Origin of the sequence: Stenotrophomonas sp. JAG2, assembly GCF_041080745.1 — a bacterium.
Lineage (GTDB): Bacteria > Pseudomonadota > Gammaproteobacteria > Xanthomonadales > Xanthomonadaceae > Stenotrophomonas > Stenotrophomonas maltophilia_AA.
Genome location: NZ_JBEUMH010000007.1, coordinates 159,005 through 178,267 on the forward strand (window position 1 = coordinate 159,005; position 19,263 = coordinate 178,267).

At 65.5% G+C, this 19,263-nt stretch carries 19 protein-coding genes; 7 read left to right on the forward strand and 12 right to left on the reverse strand.

Annotation, left to right across the window (positions count from 1 at the left end; genetic code table 11):
* The first annotated feature begins 14 nt into the window (after nt 1–14).
* The 5 genes from AB9O74_RS11100 to AB9O74_RS11120 all read left to right on the forward strand — a co-directional run bounded on the left by AB9O74_RS11100 (nt 15) and on the right by AB9O74_RS11120 (nt 6,124).
* On the forward strand, nt 15–740 hold the full coding sequence (locus AB9O74_RS11100) for an ABC transporter ATP-binding protein (protein ID WP_176988123.1): 726 nt from the start codon (nt 15–17) through the stop codon (nt 738–740).
* A gap of 8 nt (nt 741–748) precedes the next feature.
* Nucleotides 749–2,053, forward strand: coding sequence for an ABC transporter permease (locus AB9O74_RS11105; protein ID WP_369349338.1), 1,305 nt, complete (start codon nt 749–751; stop codon nt 2,051–2,053).
* Nucleotides 2,054–2,069: 16 nt separating this feature from the next.
* Nucleotides 2,070–3,290, forward strand: a complete 1,221-nt coding sequence (locus AB9O74_RS11110) for an ABC transporter permease (RefSeq protein ID WP_369349339.1) — start codon at nt 2,070–2,072, stop codon at nt 3,288–3,290.
* Nucleotides 3,291–3,419: 129 nt separating this feature from the next.
* On the forward strand, nt 3,420–4,760 hold the full coding sequence (locus tag AB9O74_RS11115) for a sigma-54 dependent transcriptional regulator (RefSeq protein WP_176988120.1): 1,341 nt from the start codon (nt 3,420–3,422) through the stop codon (nt 4,758–4,760).
* On the forward strand, nt 4,757–6,124 hold the full coding sequence (locus AB9O74_RS11120; RefSeq protein ID WP_369349340.1) for a PAS domain-containing sensor histidine kinase: 1,368 nt from the start codon (nt 4,757–4,759) through the stop codon (nt 6,122–6,124). The genes AB9O74_RS11115 and AB9O74_RS11120 overlap by 4 nt, the downstream gene beginning before the upstream one ends.
* 64 nt (nt 6,125–6,188) lie before the next feature.
* Here the strand turns inward: AB9O74_RS11120 and glmU are convergent, their stop codons facing one another.
* Entirely contained in the window at nt 6,189–7,553 is a 1,365-nt protein-coding gene (gene glmU, locus AB9O74_RS11125) for a bifunctional UDP-N-acetylglucosamine diphosphorylase/glucosamine-1-phosphate N-acetyltransferase GlmU (RefSeq protein ID WP_369349341.1), read from the reverse strand.
* Between the two features lie 85 nt (nt 7,554–7,638).
* Between glmU and AB9O74_RS11130 the strand changes: the two genes are divergently transcribed.
* Entirely contained in the window at nt 7,639–8,022 is a 384-nt protein-coding gene (locus tag AB9O74_RS11130) for a GtrA family protein (RefSeq protein WP_176988117.1), read from the forward strand.
* An 85-nt stretch (nt 8,023–8,107) separates the two neighbouring features.
* Here AB9O74_RS11130 and AB9O74_RS11135 read toward each other — a convergent pair whose 3' ends face one another.
* The 9 genes from AB9O74_RS11135 to AB9O74_RS11175 all read right to left on the reverse strand — a co-directional run bounded on the left by AB9O74_RS11135 (nt 8,108) and on the right by AB9O74_RS11175 (nt 15,304).
* Nucleotides 8,108–8,530, reverse strand: a complete 423-nt coding sequence (locus AB9O74_RS11135) for a F0F1 ATP synthase subunit epsilon (protein WP_019183637.1) — start codon at nt 8,528–8,530, stop codon at nt 8,108–8,110.
* Between the two features lie 115 nt (nt 8,531–8,645).
* Nucleotides 8,646–10,052, reverse strand: coding sequence for a F0F1 ATP synthase subunit beta (atpD, locus tag AB9O74_RS11140; protein ID WP_121040078.1), 1,407 nt, complete (start codon nt 10,050–10,052; stop codon nt 8,646–8,648).
* 37 nt (nt 10,053–10,089) lie between these two features.
* Nucleotides 10,090–10,953, reverse strand: a complete 864-nt coding sequence (gene atpG / locus AB9O74_RS11145) for a F0F1 ATP synthase subunit gamma (RefSeq protein ID WP_176988116.1) — start codon at nt 10,951–10,953, stop codon at nt 10,090–10,092.
* 82 nt (nt 10,954–11,035) lie between these two features.
* Nucleotides 11,036–12,583 (reverse strand): F0F1 ATP synthase subunit alpha, encoded by a 1,548-nt coding sequence (gene atpA, locus AB9O74_RS11150; protein WP_176988115.1) that lies wholly within the window; start codon nt 12,581–12,583, stop codon nt 11,036–11,038.
* A 44-nt stretch (nt 12,584–12,627) separates the two neighbouring features.
* The gene (locus AB9O74_RS11155; protein ID WP_176988114.1) at nt 12,628–13,155 is read right to left on the reverse strand and encodes a F0F1 ATP synthase subunit delta; all 528 of its coding nucleotides are present in this window, start codon (nt 13,153–13,155) and stop codon (nt 12,628–12,630) included.
* A 3-nt stretch (nt 13,156–13,158) separates the two neighbouring features.
* Entirely contained in the window at nt 13,159–13,629 is a 471-nt protein-coding gene (locus tag AB9O74_RS11160; protein ID WP_176988113.1) for a F0F1 ATP synthase subunit B, read from the reverse strand.
* Nucleotides 13,630–13,740: 111 nt separating this feature from the next.
* The gene (gene atpE / locus AB9O74_RS11165) at nt 13,741–14,043 is read right to left on the reverse strand and encodes a F0F1 ATP synthase subunit C (protein ID WP_088433762.1); all 303 of its coding nucleotides are present in this window, start codon (nt 14,041–14,043) and stop codon (nt 13,741–13,743) included.
* A 66-nt stretch (nt 14,044–14,109) separates the two neighbouring features.
* On the reverse strand, nt 14,110–14,904 hold the full coding sequence (gene atpB / locus AB9O74_RS11170) for a F0F1 ATP synthase subunit A (protein ID WP_176988112.1): 795 nt from the start codon (nt 14,902–14,904) through the stop codon (nt 14,110–14,112).
* A 31-nt stretch (nt 14,905–14,935) separates the two neighbouring features.
* Entirely contained in the window at nt 14,936–15,304 is a 369-nt protein-coding gene (locus AB9O74_RS11175) for a hypothetical protein (protein WP_172407534.1), read from the reverse strand.
* A gap of 538 nt (nt 15,305–15,842) precedes the next feature.
* On the opposite strand from AB9O74_RS11175, the gene AB9O74_RS11180 reads away from it, so the two are divergent.
* The gene (locus tag AB9O74_RS11180; RefSeq protein WP_346477758.1) at nt 15,843–16,661 is read left to right on the forward strand and encodes a hypothetical protein; all 819 of its coding nucleotides are present in this window, start codon (nt 15,843–15,845) and stop codon (nt 16,659–16,661) included.
* Between the two features lie 153 nt (nt 16,662–16,814).
* Here the strand turns inward: AB9O74_RS11180 and lpdA are convergent, their stop codons facing one another.
* Nucleotides 16,815–18,629 (reverse strand): dihydrolipoyl dehydrogenase, encoded by a 1,815-nt coding sequence (gene lpdA / locus AB9O74_RS11185; protein WP_369349342.1) that lies wholly within the window; start codon nt 18,627–18,629, stop codon nt 16,815–16,817.
* Between the two features lie 17 nt (nt 18,630–18,646).
* Nucleotides 18,647–19,261, reverse strand: coding sequence for a hypothetical protein (locus tag AB9O74_RS11190; RefSeq protein WP_369349419.1), 615 nt, complete (start codon nt 19,259–19,261; stop codon nt 18,647–18,649).
* Nucleotides 19,262–19,263 lie beyond the last annotated feature (2 nt).

The window sequence follows — 19,263 nt, forward strand, 5'->3', positions numbered from 1 at the left end:
AAAGGAAAACAGCCATGCTTGAAATGCGCTCGGTCGCCAAAGTCTTCCGCACCGAACAGGTGGAAACCCATGCCCTGCGGTCGCTGGACCTGCACGTCCGCGAAGGCGAGTTCGTTGCCGTGACCGGTCCGTCCGGTTCGGGCAAGACCACCTTCCTCAACATCGCCGGCCTGCTGGAGACCTTCACCAGCGGCACCTACCTGCTTGATGGCCAGGACGTCAGCCAGCTCGGCGATGACGCGCGCAGCCGCCTGCGCAACCAGAAGATCGGCTTCATCTTCCAGGGCTTCAACCTGATCTCCGATCTGAACCTGTTCGACAACGTCGATGTGCCGCTGCGCTACCGCGGCATGCCCGCTGCCGAGCGCAAGGAGCGCATCGAGCACGCGCTGGCCCAGGTGGGCCTGGGCTCGCGCATGAAGCACTACCCGGCCGAACTCTCCGGTGGTCAGCAACAGCGCGCCGCGATCGCGCGGGCGCTGGCGGGCAGCCCGCGCCTGCTGCTGGCCGATGAACCGACCGGCAACCTGGACAGCCAGATGGCCCGTGGCGTCATGGAGCTGCTGGAAGAAATCAATGCCAAGGGCACCACGATCGTGATGGTGACCCACGACCCCGAACTGGCCGCCCGTGCCAAGCGCAACGTGCACATCGTCGACGGCCAGGTCACCGACCTGCTGCGCGATCCGGTGCTCTCCACGCCGCGCCCCGCGGTTGCCGCTGCCATCGCCAACGACTGAGGCCGGCCATGATCGCTTACTACTTCCGACTGGCCCTGCGCAGTTTCCGGCGCAACAAGGTGCTGACCGCGCTGATGGTGATCGCCATCGCGCTGGGCATCGGCGCGTCGATGACCACGCTGACCGTGTTCCACGTGCTGTCCGGTGATCCGATTCCGCAGAAGAGCGACCGGCTCTTCAGCGTCCAGATTGATCCACAGTCGGCGCTTGGCTATCAGCCTGGCGAAGAACCGGCCGACCAGTTGACCCGCTTCGATGCCACCAAACTGCTGAGCGAGAAACATGCCAAGCGCCAGGCGATGATGACCGGTGGCGGCGTCACCATCGAGCCGGACAGCAGCACGCTGCGTCCGTTCGTCACGGATTCTCGCTACACCTCGGGCGACTTCTTCCCGATGTTCGATACCCCGTTCCAGTACGGCCAGGGATGGAAGGAATCCGATGACGAAGGCCGCGGCCGGGTCGCGGTGATCACGAAGACACTCAACCAGAAGCTGTTCGATGGCGCCAACAGCGTCGGCAAGTCGCTGCGCATCAATGGCAACACGATGACCGTGGTGGGCGTGCTGGACGAGTGGCACCCCAACCCGCACTTCTACGATCTCAATACCGGTCGCTATGGCGACAGCGAAGATGTGTTCGTTCCCTTCACCACGGCCATCGATTTGAAGTTCGACCGCAGCGGCAGCATGGACTGCTTCGGCCGCCGCAACGAACCCGATCCGACCGGCCCGACCGCCAGCTGCACCTGGATCCAGTACTGGGTGGAGCTGGAGAATGCCGGGCAGGCTGCGGAGTACCGCCGCTACCTGGAAAACTACTCCGACCAGCAGCGTGCGGCCGGCCGCTTCGAGCGTCCCAACAACGTTCGTCTGCGCAATGTCATGGAGTGGCTGGACTACAAGAAGGTGGTCCCCGGTGACGTACGCCTGCAGCTGTGGTTGGCGATGGGCTTCCTGCTGGTCTGCCTGATCAATACCGTGGGCCTGCTGCTGGCCAAGTTCCTGCGCCGCAGTGGCGAGATCGGCGTGCGCCGGGCGCTGGGTGCCAGCCGCGGCCAGATCTTCCTGCAGTCGCTCATCGAGGCCGGTACGGTCGGCCTGGCCGGCGGCCTGCTCGGCCTGGTGCTGGCGATGCTGGGGCTGTACGCCGTGCGCCAGCAACCGGTGGACTACGCCAAGCTGGCCACGCTGGATGGGCAGATGCTGCTGATGACCTTCGCGTTGACCCTGGTCGCCAGCCTGCTGGCCGGTTTCCTGCCGGCGCTGCGCGCCATGCAGGTCGCGCCCGCCATCCAACTCAAATCGCAGTAAGGATCCGGAGCACACCATGGATATCCGTCCCATCCTCTCCACGCTCCGCCGGCATAAAACCGCCGCATCGCTGATCGTGCTCGAGATCGCCCTGACCTGCGCCATCGTCTGCAATGCGCTGTTCCTGATCGGCCAGCGCATCGAGAAGATCAACCAGCCCAGTGGCATCGCCGAAACCGAACTGATCGAAGTCCGCCTGGGCGGCATCGGCACCCAGGTCAATGCCGCAGCGCGCACCCGCGAAGACCTGGCGGCATTGCAGGCCATTCCGGGCGTCAAGAGTGCCGTGACGCTGAACCAGATTCCGTTCCGCAACAGCTCCTGGAACACGGGCCTGGGGCTGACTCCCAACCAGGAACGCTCGACGCTGAGCACGTCCCAGTACTTCGCCCGCGAAGGCGCGCTGGAGACCCTTGGCGTGGAGCTGATCGCCGGCCGCGATTTCCAGAGCGACGAATACCGCGACGCAGCGGATGCCCTGACCGACGAGAACGCCGAAAAAACGGGCTCGGCGATCATCGTCACCAAGGCGATTGCCGACAAGATGTTCCCCGGCGGTGATGCATTGGGCAAGACGGTCTACAGCGGTTCCATGCCATTGCGCATCGTCGGCATCGTCAAGGTGCTGGCCCGCCCGAATGCGGTAGGCGGCGACATCCAGTATTCGATCATGCTGCCGTTGCGGGCGACCTACGACGAAGGCTTCTACCTGATCCGTGTCACCGATCCCGCGCGCCGGGACGAAGTGATCAAGGCAGCGGTGACGGCACTGGAACGCGTCGATTCGAGCCGGCTGATCCGCGGCAAATCCACCTACGAGGAACAGCGCAAGAAGTACTTCGCCAACGACCGCGCCATGGTCGGCCTGCTGATCACCGTGTGCGTGGCACTGCTGGTGGTGACCGCACTGGGCATCGTCGGCCTGGCCAGCTTCTGGGTGCAGCAGCGCACCAAGCAGATCGGCATCCGCCGTGCGCTGGGCGCCACCCGCAGCCAGATCCTGCGTTACTTCCAGACCGAGAACTTCCTGTTGGCGACGGTCGGCATCGTGCTGGGCATGTTGATGGCCTACACGATCAACCTGTGGCTGATGAACAACTACGAGCTGCCGCGCATGCCCATCAGCTACCTGCCGATCGGCGCGGTCCTGCTGTGGCTGCTCGGCCAGATCGCGGTCTTCGGCCCGGCCCGCCGCGCCGCGGCCGTGCCCCCCGCCGTCGCCACCCGGAGTGCCTGACGGCCCGTTCCGAAGGCGGTCCCCGCAAGGGCGGGGGCCGCAGTCCGGCAGCGGCCAGCAAGGCCCCGCCCTGCACCAGGGCCCACGGCTCCGGTACTCTCTGCCTTCTTCCTGGTCCTTCGTTGCCGCATGCCCTCGATCCTGATCATTGACGACAACGCCAGCGTCGGCACGGCACTCGACGTGCTGTTCTCGCTGCACGACATCGACACCCTGCACGCGCTTTCGCCCGAACAGGGGCTGGAGCTGCTGGAACAACAGCCGGTGGACCTGGTGATCCAGGACATGAACTTCACGGAGGACACCACCTCCGGCGAGGAAGGTGAAGCGCTGTTCCAGCAGATCCGCGCCCGCCACCCCGACCTGCCGGTCATCCTGCTGACCGCCTGGACGCATCTCAGCAGCGCGGTCGATCTGGTCAAGGCCGGCGCGGCGGACTACCTGGCCAAGCCCTGGGACGACCGCAAGCTGCTGATCACGGTCAACAACCTGCTGGAGCTCTCCGAAACCCGCCGCGAACTCGATCGCCGCCGCGACCGCGAACAGCGCGACCGTTCGGCGCTGGAGGCGCGCTACGACCTGCGCGGTGCGGTGGTGGCCGATCCTGCCAGCGAGCGCGTGGTCAGCCTGGCCTGCCAGGTCGCACGCTCGGCACTGCCGGTGCTGATCACCGGTCCCAACGGTGCGGGCAAGGAGAAGATCGCCGAGATCATCCAGGCCAACTCGCTGGTCGCCAAGGGACCGTTCGTCGCGCTCAACTGCGGGGCGATTCCCGCCGAGCTGATCGAAGCCGAGCTGTTCGGTGCCGAAGCCGGCGCCTACACCGGTGCCAACAAGGCACGCGAAGGCAAGTTCGAAGCGGCCGACGGCGGCACGCTGTTCCTGGACGAGATCGGCAACCTCTCCTCCAGCGGACAGATGAAGCTGCTGCGCGTACTCGAGACCGGCCGCTTCGAACGGCTGGGCTCCAACCGCGAGCGCCAGGTCAAAGTGCGTGTGATCAGCGCGACCAATGCCGACCTGCCGACGATGATCCGCGACGGCCAGTTCCGCGAGGACCTGTACTACCGCCTCAACACCGTCGAGCTGGCGCTGCCGCCGCTGGCCGAACGGCCCGGCGACATCCTGCCACTGGCCGAACGCTTCCTGGGCAGTGGCAAGCCGCTGTCCACCGCCGCCGCCACCGCGCTGCAACGCCACCCCTGGCCCGGCAACGTGCGCGAACTGCGCAACGTGCTGCAGCGCGCCGACCTGCTGGCCACCGGCCCGCGCATCGAGGTCGCCGATCTCAACCTGCCGCGCACCGCCGCACCGCGCGCAGCCGCCCCGACGGTGGACCCGGACCGCAGCCGGATCGAGACCGCACTGGCCCACAACCACGGCATCATCGCCCAGACCGCTGCCGAACTCGGGCTCAGCCGCCAGGCGCTGTACCGGCGCATGGACCGCTACGGCATTCCGCGCGAATGAAACGGCGCTCCTTCACCTTCCGGTTGTTCCTGCGCCTGCTGCCGGTGCTGGCACTGGCGGCTGCGTTCCCCTGGTACCTCGCGTACTGGCTGGACCATGGCTGGGCGGTCACGTGCATTTCGGTCGTCGTGCTGCTGGCGCTGATGTGGTGGAGCCTGCGCCGCGCGACGGCACCGATCCGCTCATTGCTGCGCGCCCTGTCCGGTACCACCAGCAGCTACCGCGACGGCGAATACAACTTCGGCATCTACTGGCCGTCCAATGATGAGCTGGGCGATCTGGTCCAGGCCCACCGCGAGCTGGGCGACGTGCTGCGCGCGCAGCGCCAGGACCTGGTCCAGCGCGAGCTGCTGCTGGACACCATGGTGCAGAACACGCCGGTGTCGATGCTGTTGCTGGCCCACGGGGGCGACGGCGTGCAGCGCGTGGTGTTCTCCAACCTGGCGGCGCGCAAGCTGCTGCACAGCGGCTGGAAGCTGGAAGGCCAGCGCATGCACGATGTCATGGCGACGATGCCGATCGAACTGCGCGATGCCATCGCCCGCGGCGGCGACAGCCTGTTCGCGGTGCGCGGCGAAGGCCAGGACAGCGACGATGAGCACGATGAAGACGATGAGCAGATCTACCATCTGTCACGCCGCAATTTCCATCTCAACGGGCGCCCGCACGACCTGCTGCTGATCCGCCTGCTGACCGCCGAACTGCGCCGCCAGGAAGTGCAGACGTGGAAGAAGGTGATCCGGGTGATCAGCCACGAGTTGAACAACTCCCTGGCGCCGATCGCCTCGCTGGCGCATTCCGGTGGCGAGCTGGTCCGGCGCGGCAAGACCGAACGGCTGGAAGAAGTGTTCACCACCATCGAAGAGCGCGCCCGCCACCTGGAAGGATTCATCCGCGGCTATGCGCGCTTCGCCAAGCTGCCGCAGCCGCAGTTGCAGACCGTGCAGTGGAACCTGTTCCTGGGCGGGCTGCAGCACCAGATTCCGTTCCGGATGGCAGAGGTACCCGACGATCTGCAGAGCCGCGTGGACATCGCCCAGCTCGGGCAGGCGCTGCTGAACCTGCTCAAGAATGCCCATGAAGCGTGTGGCGAGGCCGAGCCGCCGAATGACGACGTCGAGGTCCGCCTGACCCGCCTGCCCCAGTGGCTGCGGCTGGAAGTACTGGATCGCGGCAAGGGCATGAACGACGCGGTGCTGCAGAACGCGCTGATGCCGTTCTACTCGACCAAGCGCAACGGCACCGGTCTCGGCCTGGCACTGACCCGTGAGATCGTCGAAGCGCATGGTGGCCGCATCTCGCTGCAGAACCGCCGCGAGGGCGGCCTGTGCGTGGCGGTGTTCCTGCCGGCCGACGCCCGGTAGTGCCGGCCGCTGGCCGGCACCGTGATGCTCTCGGGACTGCCGGGTTGCCGGCCAGCGGCCGGCACTACTTCTTCGTCGGGCGCTTCCAGCCGTCGATCGTTTCCTGGCGGGCACGGGCGACGGTCAGCTTGTCCGCCGGCGCGCCGCGGGTGATCACCGACCCTGCCGCGACCGTGGCACCTTCCCCGATCACCACCGGCGCGACCAGCGAGCTGTTGGACCCGATGAAAGCGCGGTCGCCGATGGTGGTCTGCGACTTGTTCACGCCGTCGTAGTTGCAGGTGATGGTGCCCGCGCCGATGTTGACCTTGCTGCCGATCACCGCATCGCCCAGATAGGTGAGATGGTTGGCCTTGCTGCCCGCGCCGAGCACCACCTTCTTGGTCTCCACGAAATTGCCCACGTGCGAACCTTCGGCCAGCACGGTGCCGGGGCGCAGACGGGCGAACGGACCGATGTCCGCCGCGCCTTCGCTGACCACGCCCTCCAGATCGCAGTGCGGCTTGACCACGGTCCCGGCGGCCAGGGTGACGTCCTTGAGCCGGGTGAACGCGCCGATGCTGACGCCGTCGCCCAGCACCACGCGCCCTTCCAGGATCACGTTGACGTCGATCTGCACGTCGCTGCCGACGGTGACCGTGCCGCGGATATCCAACCGTGCCGGATCGAGCACGCGTGCGCCCTGCGCGCACAGCGCACGCACTTCACGCATCTGCCAGGCACGCTCCAGCTGGGCCAGCTGCCAGGGATCGTTGGCGCCTTCGGCGTCCTGCGGCTCCTGCACGAAGGCCATCTCGGCCGGCGTGTAATCGCTCGCCGCCGCAGCAAAGATGTCGGTCAGGTAATACTCGCCCTGCGCATTGGCATTGGAGAGCTGCGACAGCCAACGACGCAGTGCGGTCGATTCGGCGGTGATGATGCCGGTGTTGATGGTGCGGATGCTGCGTTGTTCGTCGCTGGCATCCTTCTGCTCGACGATCGCGCCCACCTTGCCCTCCGCATTGCGCACGATGCGGCCGTAACCGGTCGGGTCGGCAACCTCCGCCACCAGCACGGCCAACCGGCCCGACTGCGACAACAGGTGGCGCAGCGTCTCGGCGCGGATCAGCGGCACGTCGCCGTAGAGCACCAGCACGGTCGCCGCATCGGGCACCTCCGGCATCGCCTGCAGTACGGCATGGCCGGTGCCCAGCTGCTGGCCCTGCTCGGCCCAGCGCAGGTCGGGCTGGTCGGCGAACGCCTGCCGGACCGCTTCGCCGCCATGGCCGTACACCACGTGGATCGCTGCCGGCTCCAGCTGGCGCGCGGTGTCGATGACATGGGCAAGCATCGGGCGCCCGGCGATGGGCTGCAGCACCTTCGGCAGGGCCGACTTCATGCGCTTGCCGGCACCGGCGGCCAGGATGATCACGTGCAGGGGTTGGGTCATGGGTAGATCACGTTCCGGGAATCGTTGATGGGAATTCTAGTGCGACGCTCGTTAACATGTGGGATTGTCCGCACCCGGATTTCCCGTGAGTCTCCTCCGCCAAGGTAGCAGCTACCTCGTCGTCGGCCTGGTCCAACTGGTCGTGGACTGGGCGGTGTTCGTGGCCGCCACCGCGCTCGGCATGCCGGCCGCCCCGGGCAATCTGCTCGGGCGCGTGAGCGGGATGCTGCTCGGCTTCTGGCTCAACGGCCGCTACACCTTCGCCCGCGATGGCGAGCACCGTCTGGGCTGGCCGCGGTTCGTGCGCTTCCTGCTGCTCTGGGCGGTGCTGACCGCGATCAGCACGCTGCTGGTGACGCTGGCGGCCGAGCACCTGGGGCTGCGCTATGCATGGCTGGCCAAGCCGCTGGTCGAAGGCGCACTGGCCGGTCTGTCGTTCCTGCTGATGCGGACCCTGATCTTCCGCTGATCCGGCCTACCGGGAGGCAGGCAAAAAAAAACGCCGGCAAGCCGGCGTTTTCCCCTTCGCGGATGGCGCCGTCGCGCCGCGCCGCTTAGTGCTTGAGGTTCTTGCGCAGGCGCTCCAGCGCCTGCAGCTGGGCGGACACTTCCGCCAGGCGCTGCTGCGCTTCGGCCACTTCCATTGCTTCACCACGGTTGGCCAGGATGCGCTCGGCTTCTTCCTTGGCCTTGCGGACCGAGGCTTCGTCGATGTCCTGGGCACGGATCGCGGTGTCGGCCAGCACGGTCACGACCTGCGGCTGCACTTCGAGAATGCCGCCGGAGATGGCGAAGTCGATCTGCTCGCCGCTCGGCGTGGTCACCACCACCTTGCCCGGCTTCAGCCGGGTGATCAGCGGGGCGTGCTTGGGCGCGATGCCCAGCTCACCCAGCTCACCGGTGGCCACGACCAGGGTCGCCTCACCACGGAAGATTTCCTGCTCGGCGCTGACGATGTCGCAACGGATGGTGCTCATGAAACTCTTCTCGCTTTAGGGCGGGCGTGGGCCCACCGCAGGATGTCCTCAGCGGTGGGCATGCGCCCACCCCGTGTGACGGGTCGGGACGGGCATGTCGCCCGTCCCCGCCGCATCAGGCCTTCTCAGCCATCTTCTTGGCCTTCTCGACCGCTTCTTCGATGCTGCCGACCATGTAGAACGCCTGTTCCGGCAGGTGGTCGTATTCGCCATCGACGATGGCCTTGAAGCCACGGATGGTGTCCTTCAACGACACGTACTTGCCCGGCGAGCCGGTGAACACTTCGGCCACGTGGAACGGCTGGCTGAAGAAGCGCTCGATCTTGCGGGCGCGGGTCACGGCCTGCTTGTCTTCTTCGGACAGTTCGTCCATGCCCAGGATCGCGATGATGTCCTTCAGTTCCTTGTACTTCTGCAAGGTCTGCTGGACGCGCTGGGCGGTGTCGTAATGCTCGTGACCGATGACCAGCGGATCCATCTGGCGGCTGGTCGAGTCGAGCGGATCCACGGCCGGGTAGATACCCAGCGAGGCGATCGAACGCGACAGGGTCACGGTCGAATCCAAGTGGGCGAACGTGGTGGCCGGCGACGGATCGGTCAAGTCATCGGCGGGCACGTAGACGGCCTGGATCGAGGTGATCGAGCCATTCTTGGTCGAGGTGATGCGCTCCTGCAGGACGCCCATTTCCTCGGCCAGGGTCGGCTGGTAACCCACGGCCGACGGCATGCGGCCCAGCAGCGCCGACACTTCGGTACCGGCCAGGGTGTAGCGGTAGATGTTGTCGACGAACAGCAGCACGTCCTTGCCCTTGCCGTTCTCGTCCTTCTCATCGCGGAAGTACTCGGCCATGGTCAGGCCGGTCAGCGCGACGCGCAGACGGTTGCCCGGCGGCTCGTTCATCTGGCCGTACACCATCGCGACCTTGTCCAGGACGTTGGAGTCCTTCATCTCGTGGTAGAAGTCGTTGCCCTCACGGGTACGCTCACCCACGCCGGCGAACACGGACAGACCGCTGTGCGCCTTGGCGATGTTGTTGATCAGTTCCATCATGTTGACGGTCTTGCCGACGCCGGCGCCGCCGAACAGGCCGACCTTGCCGCCCTTGGCGAACGGGCACATCAGGTCGATGACCTTGATGCCGGTTTCCAGCAGCTCGGTGGCCGGGGACTGGTCTTCGTACGACGGAGCGGCACGGTGGATTTCCCAGGTGTCGCTGGCGGTGACCGGACCGGCTTCGTCGATCGGGCGACCCAGCACGTCCATGATGCGGCCCAGCGTGCCCGCGCCGACCGGCACCGAGATGGCGCGTTCGGTGTTGGTGGCGACCAGGTTGCGCTTCAGGCCGTCGGTGGAGCCCAGCGCGATGCAACGGACCACGCCGTCACCGAGCTGCTGCTGCACTTCCAGCGTGATTTCGGTGTTGTCCACCTTCAGCGCGTGGTACACCTTCGGCACCGACTCGCGGGGGAATTCGACGTCGACGACGGCGCCGATGATCTGAACGATCTTGCCCTGACTCATTGCTGCAATCCTCTAATGTGTGCTTTGACTGTGCGCGTCAGACTGCTGCCGCGCCGCCGACGATTTCGGAGATTTCCTGGGTGATCGCTGCCTGGCGCGCCTTGTTGTAGACGAGCTGCAGGGTACCGATCAGCTTGTTCGCGTTGTCACTGGCCGACTTCATCGCGACCATGCGGGCTGCATGCTCGGACGCGACGTTTTCCAGCACGGCCTGGTACACCAGCGACTCGACGTAACGCGTCATCACGTGCTCGAGCACGGTCGCGGCGTCGGGTTCGTACAGGTAGTCCCAGTCGTGATGCGCGACCTGCTTCTCAGCGGCCGGCAACGGCAGCAGCTGATCGAAGCTGGCCTTCTGCGTCATCGTGTTGATGAAGCGGTTGTAGACCAGGTAGACGCGGTCGACCTTGCCATCGGTGAAGGCATCGAGCATGACCTTGATCACGCCGATCAGCTGTTCCAGGTGCGGCACATCGCCCATGTGGGTGACGGTGCCGACCATGTTGACCTTGACGCGGCGGAAGAAGGTCGAGGCCTTCTGGCCGACGGTGACCACGTCGATGTCGGCGCCCTTGTCCTGCCACTGGCGCATTTCGCCCAGCATCTTGCGGAACAGGTTGTTGTTCAGGCCGCCCGCCAGACCGCGGTCGGAAGAGACCACGATGTAACCGACGCGCTTGACCTCGTCACGCTGGACCAGGAACGGATGCTGGTAGTCGGTGCTGGCCTGGGCCAGGTGACCGATCACCTGCTTCATCGCCTGCGCATACGGACGCGACGTCTTCATCCGCTCCTGCGCCTTGCGGATTTTGGAGGCCGAGACCATTTCGAGCGCACGCGTCACCTTGCGGGTGTTCTGCACGCTCTTGATCTTGGTTTTGATTTCGCGTCCGCTTGCCATCTCTTCTTCCCGTAGAGCGGGGCTCTGCCCCGCTGCCATTCAACGGTGAAGCGAGGCCGTCAGGCCCCGCCACACATGCGGCTTACCAGCTGCCGGTGGTCTTGAACTCGGTGATGCCCTTCTTGAAGGCAGCTTCGATGTCGTTGTCCCAGCCGCCGGTCGCGTTGATCTTGCTGATCAGCTCGCCCTGGGTGTTGGCGAAGTGGGCATGCAGACCTTCTTCCAGCGCCAGCAGCTTGTTGACCGGCACGTCGTCGAGGTAACCCTCGTTGACGGCGTAGATCGACAGCGCCTGGTTGGCGATGGACATCGGGGCGTACTGCTTCTGCTTCATCAGCTCGGTGACGCGCTGACCGCGCTCGAGCTGCTTGCGGGTGGCTTCGTCCAGGTCCGAGGCGAACTGCGCGAACGCCGCCAGCTCACGGTACTGGGCCAGCGAGATACGGATGCCGCCGGACAGCTTCTTGATGATCTTGGTCTGGGCCGCACCACCGACGCGCGACACCGAGATACCGGCGTTCACGGCCGGGCGGATGCCGGAGTTGAACAGATCGGTTTCCAGGAAGATCTGGCCGTCGGTGATCGAGATCACGTTGGTCGGCACGAAGGCCGAGACGTCACCGGCCTGGGTTTCGATGATCGGCAGCGCGGTCAGCGAGCCGGTCTTGCCCTTGACGGCGCCGTTGGTGAACTTCTCCACATACTCTTCCGACACGCGGGCAGCGCGCTCGAGCAGGCGGGAGTGCAGGTAGAACACGTCACCCGGGTAGGCTTCACGGCCCGGCGGACGCTTCAGCAGCAGCGAGATCTGGCGGTAGGCAACGGCCTGCTTGGACAGATCGTCGTACACGATCAGGGCGTCTTCGCCGCGGTCCATGAAGTACTCACCCATGGTGCAGCCCGAGTAGGCGCTGATGTACTGCATCGCGGCCGATTCGGACGCGGTCGCAGCGACCACCACGGTGTGCGCCAGGGCGCCGTTCTCTTCCAGCTTGCGCACGATGTTGGCCACGGTCGAGGCCTTCTGGCCGATCGCGACGTACACGCACTTGATGCCGGTTTCTTTCTGGTTGATCACCGCATCGATGGCCAGGGCGGTCTTGCCGGTCTGGCGGTCACCGATGACCAGCTCGCGCTGGCCGCGGCCGATCGGGATCATCGAGTCGACGGACTTGTAACCGGTCTGCACCGGCTGGTCGACCGACTTGCGCCAGATCACGCCCGGGGCAACGCGCTCCACCGGCGCGGTGGCCTTGGCCGCGATCGGGCCCTTGCCGTCGATCGGCTCGCCGAGCGCGTTCACGACGCGGCCCAGCATTTCCGGACCGACCGGCACTTCCAGGATGCGACCGGTGGTCTTGGCAACGTCGCCTTCGCGGAGGTTCTGGTAATCACCCAGCACCACGGCGCCGACCGAGTCGCGCTCCAGGTTCAGGGCCAGAGCGAAGGTGTTGTTCGGCAGTTCGATCATTTCGCCCTGCATCACGTCGGCCAGACCGAAGATGCGCACGATGCCGTCGGACACGCTGGTCACGGTGCCTTCGTTGCGCGATTCCGCGGCCAGCTTGACCTTCTCGATGCGGTTCTTGATCAGTTCGCTGATTTCGGAGGGGTTGAGCGTGGTTGCCATCGTCAAGTCCTAGTGCCGGCGATCACGCCGGACGTTAAATGAATTCAGTTAGCGAGCGCGGTCTGCAGGCGCGACAGCTTGCCCTTGAGCGAGCCATCGATGACCACATCGCCGGCGTCGATCACGGCACCGCCGATCAGCGACGCGTCGACCGCGGTCGTCACATCCACCTCGCCGCCGAAGCGCTTGCGCAGCGCGGCCTTGATGGCGTCCAGTTCGGCGCCGGACAGTTCGGTGGCCGAGGTCACCGTGGCCTTGACCACGTGTTCGGCTTCAGCGCGCAGCTGGTCGTACATGCCGGCGATTTCCGGCAGCAGCGGCAGACGGTGCGCATTGGCCAGGATGGCCAGGAAGCGACCGAAGGTCTCGCTGGACGATTCCGGCACCAGCAGCGCGACGGCATCGTCGCGGTCCAGTTCCGGGTTCGACAGCAAGGCCGCCACGCGCGGGTCGGCAGCTACGTGGGCGGAGAACGCAAGCGCGTCCGACCACGGCGCGAACGTGCCTTCGTCGCGCGCGGTCGCGAACGCGGCGCGGGCATACGGGCGTGCAAGCGTGAGGGCCTGGCTCATTGATCAGATCTCCGAGGCCAGCTCGTCGAGCAGCGCCTTGTGGGCGTTGGCGTCGATTTCGCGCTTGAGCAGCTTTTCGGCACCGCTCACGGCCAGCGCGGACACCTGCTTGCGCAGATCTTCACGGGCACGGTTGGCGGCAGCTTCGATCTCGGCGTGGGCCAGATCTTTCTGGCGGTTGGCTTCGACGATGGCTTCATTCTTGGCGGCATCAACGATCTGGTTGGCGCGTGCGTGGGCCTGATCGATGATCTCGTTGGCCTTGGTGCGCGCATCCTTCAGTGCATCGTTGACCTTTTCCTGCGCCTGGGCCAGATCTTTCTGGCTGCGGTCGGCAGCGGCGAGGCCTTCAGCGATCTTCTGCTGACGCTCTTCGATGGCGTTCATCAACGGCGGCCAGATTTTGGTCGCGATGATCCAGATCAGACCGGCAAACGCCAGTGCCTGGGCAACGAGGGTAAAACCGATATCCATGGGGTTCGCTCAATCTGGGGTGATGGGGTGGTTGCGCCGCCCGAAGCGGCGCAGCCGTCCTTCATCCGCGATCAGGCGCACAAGGCGCCTGATCGTTTCGCTTTCGCTGGATCAGCCCGCAACGGCCGGCAGACGTGCAACGAACTCGCCGATGGTCGGGTTGGCGAAGGCCAGCAGCAGGCCGACGGCGACCGAGATGATGAACGCGGCATCGATCAGGCCGGCGGTGATGAACATGCGGACCTGCAGCACCGGAATCAGTTCCGGCTGGCGCGCGGCCGATTCCAGGAACTTACCGGACATGATGGCCAGACCGAGACCTGCACCCAGCGCGGCCAGGCCGATCATGATGCCGACGGCGAGGACGGTGGAGCTCTGGACTTGGGCGAGGTTGGTCAGGACGGCGAAGTACATGGTTTTCTCCTGGAACTTTGGATAACTAAGGGTTTAGAAACAAACGGATGAAGGGTGAAGCGAAACTCAGTGAGCGTCTTCCGACAGGCTCAGGTACACGATGGACAACATCATGAAGATGAACGCCTGCAGCGGAATCACCAGCAGGTGGAACAGCATCCAGCCCAGGCCGAATGCACCGCCCGCGATGGCACCGGCGATACCCGCACCGCCCAGCACCCAGATCAGCAGGAAGACGATCTCACCGCCGAACATGTTGCCGAACAGTCGCATCGCCAGCGAAATCGGCTTGCTCAGCCACTCGACGATGTTGAGGATCAGGTTGAACGGGAGCATCCACTTGCCGAACGGCGCGGTCAGGAATTCCTTGGTGAAGCCACCCAGGCCCTTGGAGCGCAGCGCGAAGAACAGCATCAGGAAGAACACGCTGATCGACATGCCCAGCGTGGCATTGACGTCGGCGGTGGGAACCGGCTTCCAGTACGGCACGCCCATCATCTCAAGCGGCTTGGCGATGAAGTCGGCCGGGATCATCTTGATGAGATTCATCATGAGGATCCAGAAGAACAGGGTGATCGCGATCGGGGTCACCAGCTTGCTGGTGCCGTGGTAGGTGTCCTTGGCCTGGCGGTCAACGAACTCCAGGCAGATCTCGACGAACGCCTGCCACTTGCCCGGGACGCCGGCAGTCGCCTTGCGGGTTGCCATCCAGAAGCCAAACACCATCAACAAACCCATCAGGACCGAAGTCACAATGGTGTCGACGTGAATCGCCCAGAAACCACCTTCCTGCATATGGAACGTCAGGTTGTGCAGGTGATGTTGGATGTAGGAGGTGGGTGTCAGCGCCTCGCCTGCCATGTGTCCGGAACCTTGAGTTAAATAAATTGGATCAGCGCCTGGCCAGAGCCAGGACCTGGAACATCAATCCGACGGCGATACCGGCCAGCAGCGCCAGTGCAGGCAGCTTGAAGACCAGGAACCCCACCATCAGGACGCCGAATACGAGCACCCACTTTGCCACCACCGCCAGGATCAGGCGGGTCATCGCCGAGCCTGCCGCCTGCACCCCGCCGCCGAGCGCCATCCGCGCGGCGACCCAGCCGGCTGCAGAAACCGCCACACCGGAGAGCAGCGCCCCCAGAGCGGCCTTCGGGCCTCCCCACAGAAGCAGGGCAAGAGCCAGGACAGCCACTGCAGCGAGCGGGTAAACCGCTGCGCGCAGCATCAGTCGCCGACCCGCGTCAACGGAGTTCAGCACGTGAATGTCCTGCATGGTTGTGAGTAGAAAGGCCGAGGCCGCAAGCAAACGCCTCGTCGAGCCGCCAAATTATAGCAATGGGACAATTTGAGAGACAACCGCTGCCTGTTCATCCCGGATGTAAGCCCGCCGTTGGGGCCTCCTGCGCACCTGTGCCACCTGCGGTCCAATCGGTTTGCGCAGGAGGAGCGCGATGCGGCAGTGCAACATGTTGAACTTTGGCCCCTTGCCCCGGTCAGATCCATGAGCCTGCCGTTGAATCCTCGTCGGCGTCCCGCGAGCGGGCTGGTACAGGGTGGCCCCGAAGCCCTCTCCGGGGCCACCCTCTTTTTTCCGGCCGGCGCGGCGTCGCCGCCGAACAGGGTCGCCCGTGGCCCGCGGGTAACGGTAATCCGCCCCGAAAACGGCCACCGCACGGACCCGCGGTCCGGCCGCGCGCATGAACGGTACACACAGCCTCCACCATACCTTCACGAATGGTGGACGTCGCAGTGGGCAATGTGACGGCACATCACTAGAACCACCGCAAGGACCCCCGATGCGCCCGATGCTCTCCCTGCTTGCCGTGCCAGTCGCTCTGGCCGCACTTTCCTACGCCGCTCCGTCCCATGCTGCCGAAGGCGACGACCGCTTCGCGCTTCGCCTGGGTGCGATGCAGATTGATTCGGACAACACGATCCGCGGCAACACCAACATCGCTGGCCAGGATGTGGGCTTCTCCGAAGATTTCGGCCTGGGTGGCAAGGAATGGGAGCCGCGCGTGGACGGCATGTTCCGCATCAGCAACCGCCAGCGCCTGCTGTTCAACTACTTCAAGTACGACAAGGATCGCCGCGAGACCCTCGACCAGGGCGTGAGCTTCGGCGACACCAACGTGCCGGCCGGCAGCTTCATCAAGGGTGAGCTGAAGTATCAGGTCGCCAGCCTGGTGTATGACTACTCGGTGGTGGACACCGAGAAGTTCGACCTCGGCCTGCAGCTGGGTGCGGAGTACGCGAAGGTCAGCACCAAGGCCTACGCCGACGTCGGCGATCTGTACCAGGGCGAGTTCCTGGACGAGAAGGCCGACGGTGTTGCGCCGGTGGTCGGTGCCCGCCTGAGCTTCACCCCGTCCGAGAAGTGGATGATCACGTTCCAGGGCCAGTACCTGAACACCAAGTGGGGCAACTTCGATGACTACGACGGTGATCTGAGCCGCGCCAATGCGATCGTCGATTACCGCTTCACCAAGAACTTCGGCGTGTTCGCCGGCTACGACTGGTTCAAGCTGGACGTCGACCAGAGCGGCCGCGATGGCACGATCGGTCTGAAGCAGGAGTTCAAGGGTCCGGTGGCGGGCGTCAGCTTCGTCTTCTAAGCCCTTCGCACTACCTCTCTCCAAACGCGGCCTCCGATGTATCGGGGGCCGCGTTTTTTGTGCGCCTTCTTCCCGTGGGGCAACAAAAAACCCCGGCTTTCGCCGGGGTTTTTCGTTGAACCGGAGCCACCACCCAGGGCGGTGATCGACCGATTATTTCTTCTTCGGCATGTACAGATCGGTGATCGTGCCGTCGTAGATTTCCGCGGCCATCGCCACCGATTCGCTCAGCGTCGGATGCGCGTGGATGGTGTGGCCGATGTCTTCGGCCTCCGCACCCATCTCGATCGCCAGGCCGATCTCGGCCAGCAGATCGCCGGCGTGCACGCCCACGATCGCGCCACCGATGATGCGGTGGGTCTCTTCGTCGAAGATCAGCTTGGTGAAGCCCTCGGTACGACCGATGCCGATCGCACGGCCGCTGGCGGCCCACGGGAACTTGGCCACGCCGACCTTCAGGCCCTTGGCCTTGGCTTCGGTTTCGGTCACGCCGACCCACGCGATTTCCGGATTGGTGTAGGCCACCGACGGAATCACGCGCGCCACCCATTCCTTCTTCTCGCCGGAAGCCACTTCCGCGGCCAGCTTGCCCTCGTGCGTGGCCTTGTGCGCCAGCATCGGGTTGCCGACGATGTCGCCGATCGCAAAGATGTGCGGCACATTGGTGCGCATCTGGCGGTCGGCCGGGATGAAGCCACGGTCGGTGACCTGCACGCCGGCCTTCTCGGCATCGATCTTTTTGCCGTTCGGCGAGCGGCCCACCGCGACCAGCACGCGGTCGAAGGTGCTGGCGTCCAGACCCGGCTTTTCGCCTTCCACCGCGGCTTCGAAGGACACGGTGATGCCGGCCTTGTCGGCCTTGACGTCGGTCGCCTTGGTCTTCAGGTGGACCTCCACGCCCTGCTTCTTCAGGCGATCGGCCAGCGGCTTGACCAGGTCCTTGTCGGCGCCCGGCATCAGCTGGTCCATGAACTCGACCACGGTCACCTTGCTGCCCAGCGCCGCATACACCGTCGCCATTTCCAGGCCGATGATGCCGCCACCGACCACCAGCAGCGAACCCGGCACTTCGGCCAGCTCCAGCGCATCGGTGGAGTCCATGACGCGCTTGTCGTCCCACGGGAAGTTCGGCAGCTTCACTGCCTGCGAACCGGCGGCGATGATGCACTGCTCGAAACGCAGCAGCTGGGTCTTGCCGTCGTCGCCGACGATCTCCAGCTCGTTGGCCGAGACGAACTTCGCCAGGCCCTGAACGGTGCGCACCTTGCGCTGCTTGGCCATGCCGGCCAGGCCCTTGGTCAGCTGGGTGACCACTTTTTCCTTGTAGCTGCGCAGCTTGTCCAGGGTGATGGTCGGCTTGCCGAACTCGACGCCGAAATCACCGGCGTGGGCGACTTCGTCGATCACCGCGGCTGCGTGCAGCAGCGCCTTGGACGGGATGCAGCCCACGTTGAGGCAGACGCCGCCGAGGCTGGCGTAACGCTCGACCAGCACGGTGTCCACGCCCAGGTCGGCCGAGCGGAAGGCGGCGGTGTAGCCGCCCGGGCCTGCGCCCAGCACCACCATCCTGCATTCGATGTCGGCCGGCTTGCCCGAGGACAGCGCCGGCTGCGGCGCGGCCGGTTCGGCCGGGGCGCGGTGCGACGGGGTCACCGGCGGCTTGCTGGCCGGAGCGGCCTCGGCCTTCGGCGCTTCCGCCTTGGCCGGCGCGGCAGGCGCGGCGCCCTCGCCTTCGGCGTCCAGCACCAGCACGACGTCGCCTTCGGAGAGGTTGTCGCCGAGCTTGACCTTGATTTCCTTGACCACACCGGCGGCCGACGACGGCACTTCCAGCGTTGCCTTGTCCGATTCCAGCGTGACCAGACCCTGGTCCTTCTTCACCGTGTCACCCACGGCGACCAGCAGTTCGATCACCGGGACACCGCTGTAATCGCCGATGTCGGGAACCTTGATTTCAATTGCGGCCATTCGTGTTCTCCTGGTGCTCAGCCGGCCTTGCCGCCGAGCAGTTGCTGCAGTTCGTCGAGCGACTCGTCCAGATCTTTCCAGCGACGGTCGAGCTTCTTTTCCTTGGTGTCGCTGGCTTCGATCAGCAGCGCCACCTGTTTCATCATCAGCCGGCCCGCACCGCACTCCGGCCGGGTGCCGCTGTAACGCTGGCCATCCACGGTGAAGGACAGCACGTCACCGTCCAGCACCGGCGCCTTGCGGCCACCCGGCACCTGCGCGGCCAGCGCGGCCTGCCAGCTGTGCAGCAGCCGCTGCGCCAACGGCGCCGGGATGCTGACCTGGTACTGGTCCGGCTGCTGGTCCACACGCAGTTCCACGCCGCCCTGGCGGGTGCCGCTGTTCCAGCTGTAGACGCGCTTGTCGGCCCGGCTGTAGCGCAGGGTCCATGCCTGGTCCCCGGGACCGGGCAGCAGCGCCACACCGGTCTCCACGCCACTCTTGGGCAGGCTGACCAGCGACAACGCCGGCTGCGCTTTGCCGTCGAACAGGGTTTCCACTGCCTGGCCGTAGTTGCCGACCGCCGGTGGCCAGCCATGGCCCAGGTCGGACGCGCATTCGCGCGCGCCCGCCTGCGCCATCGGCAGCGCCATCA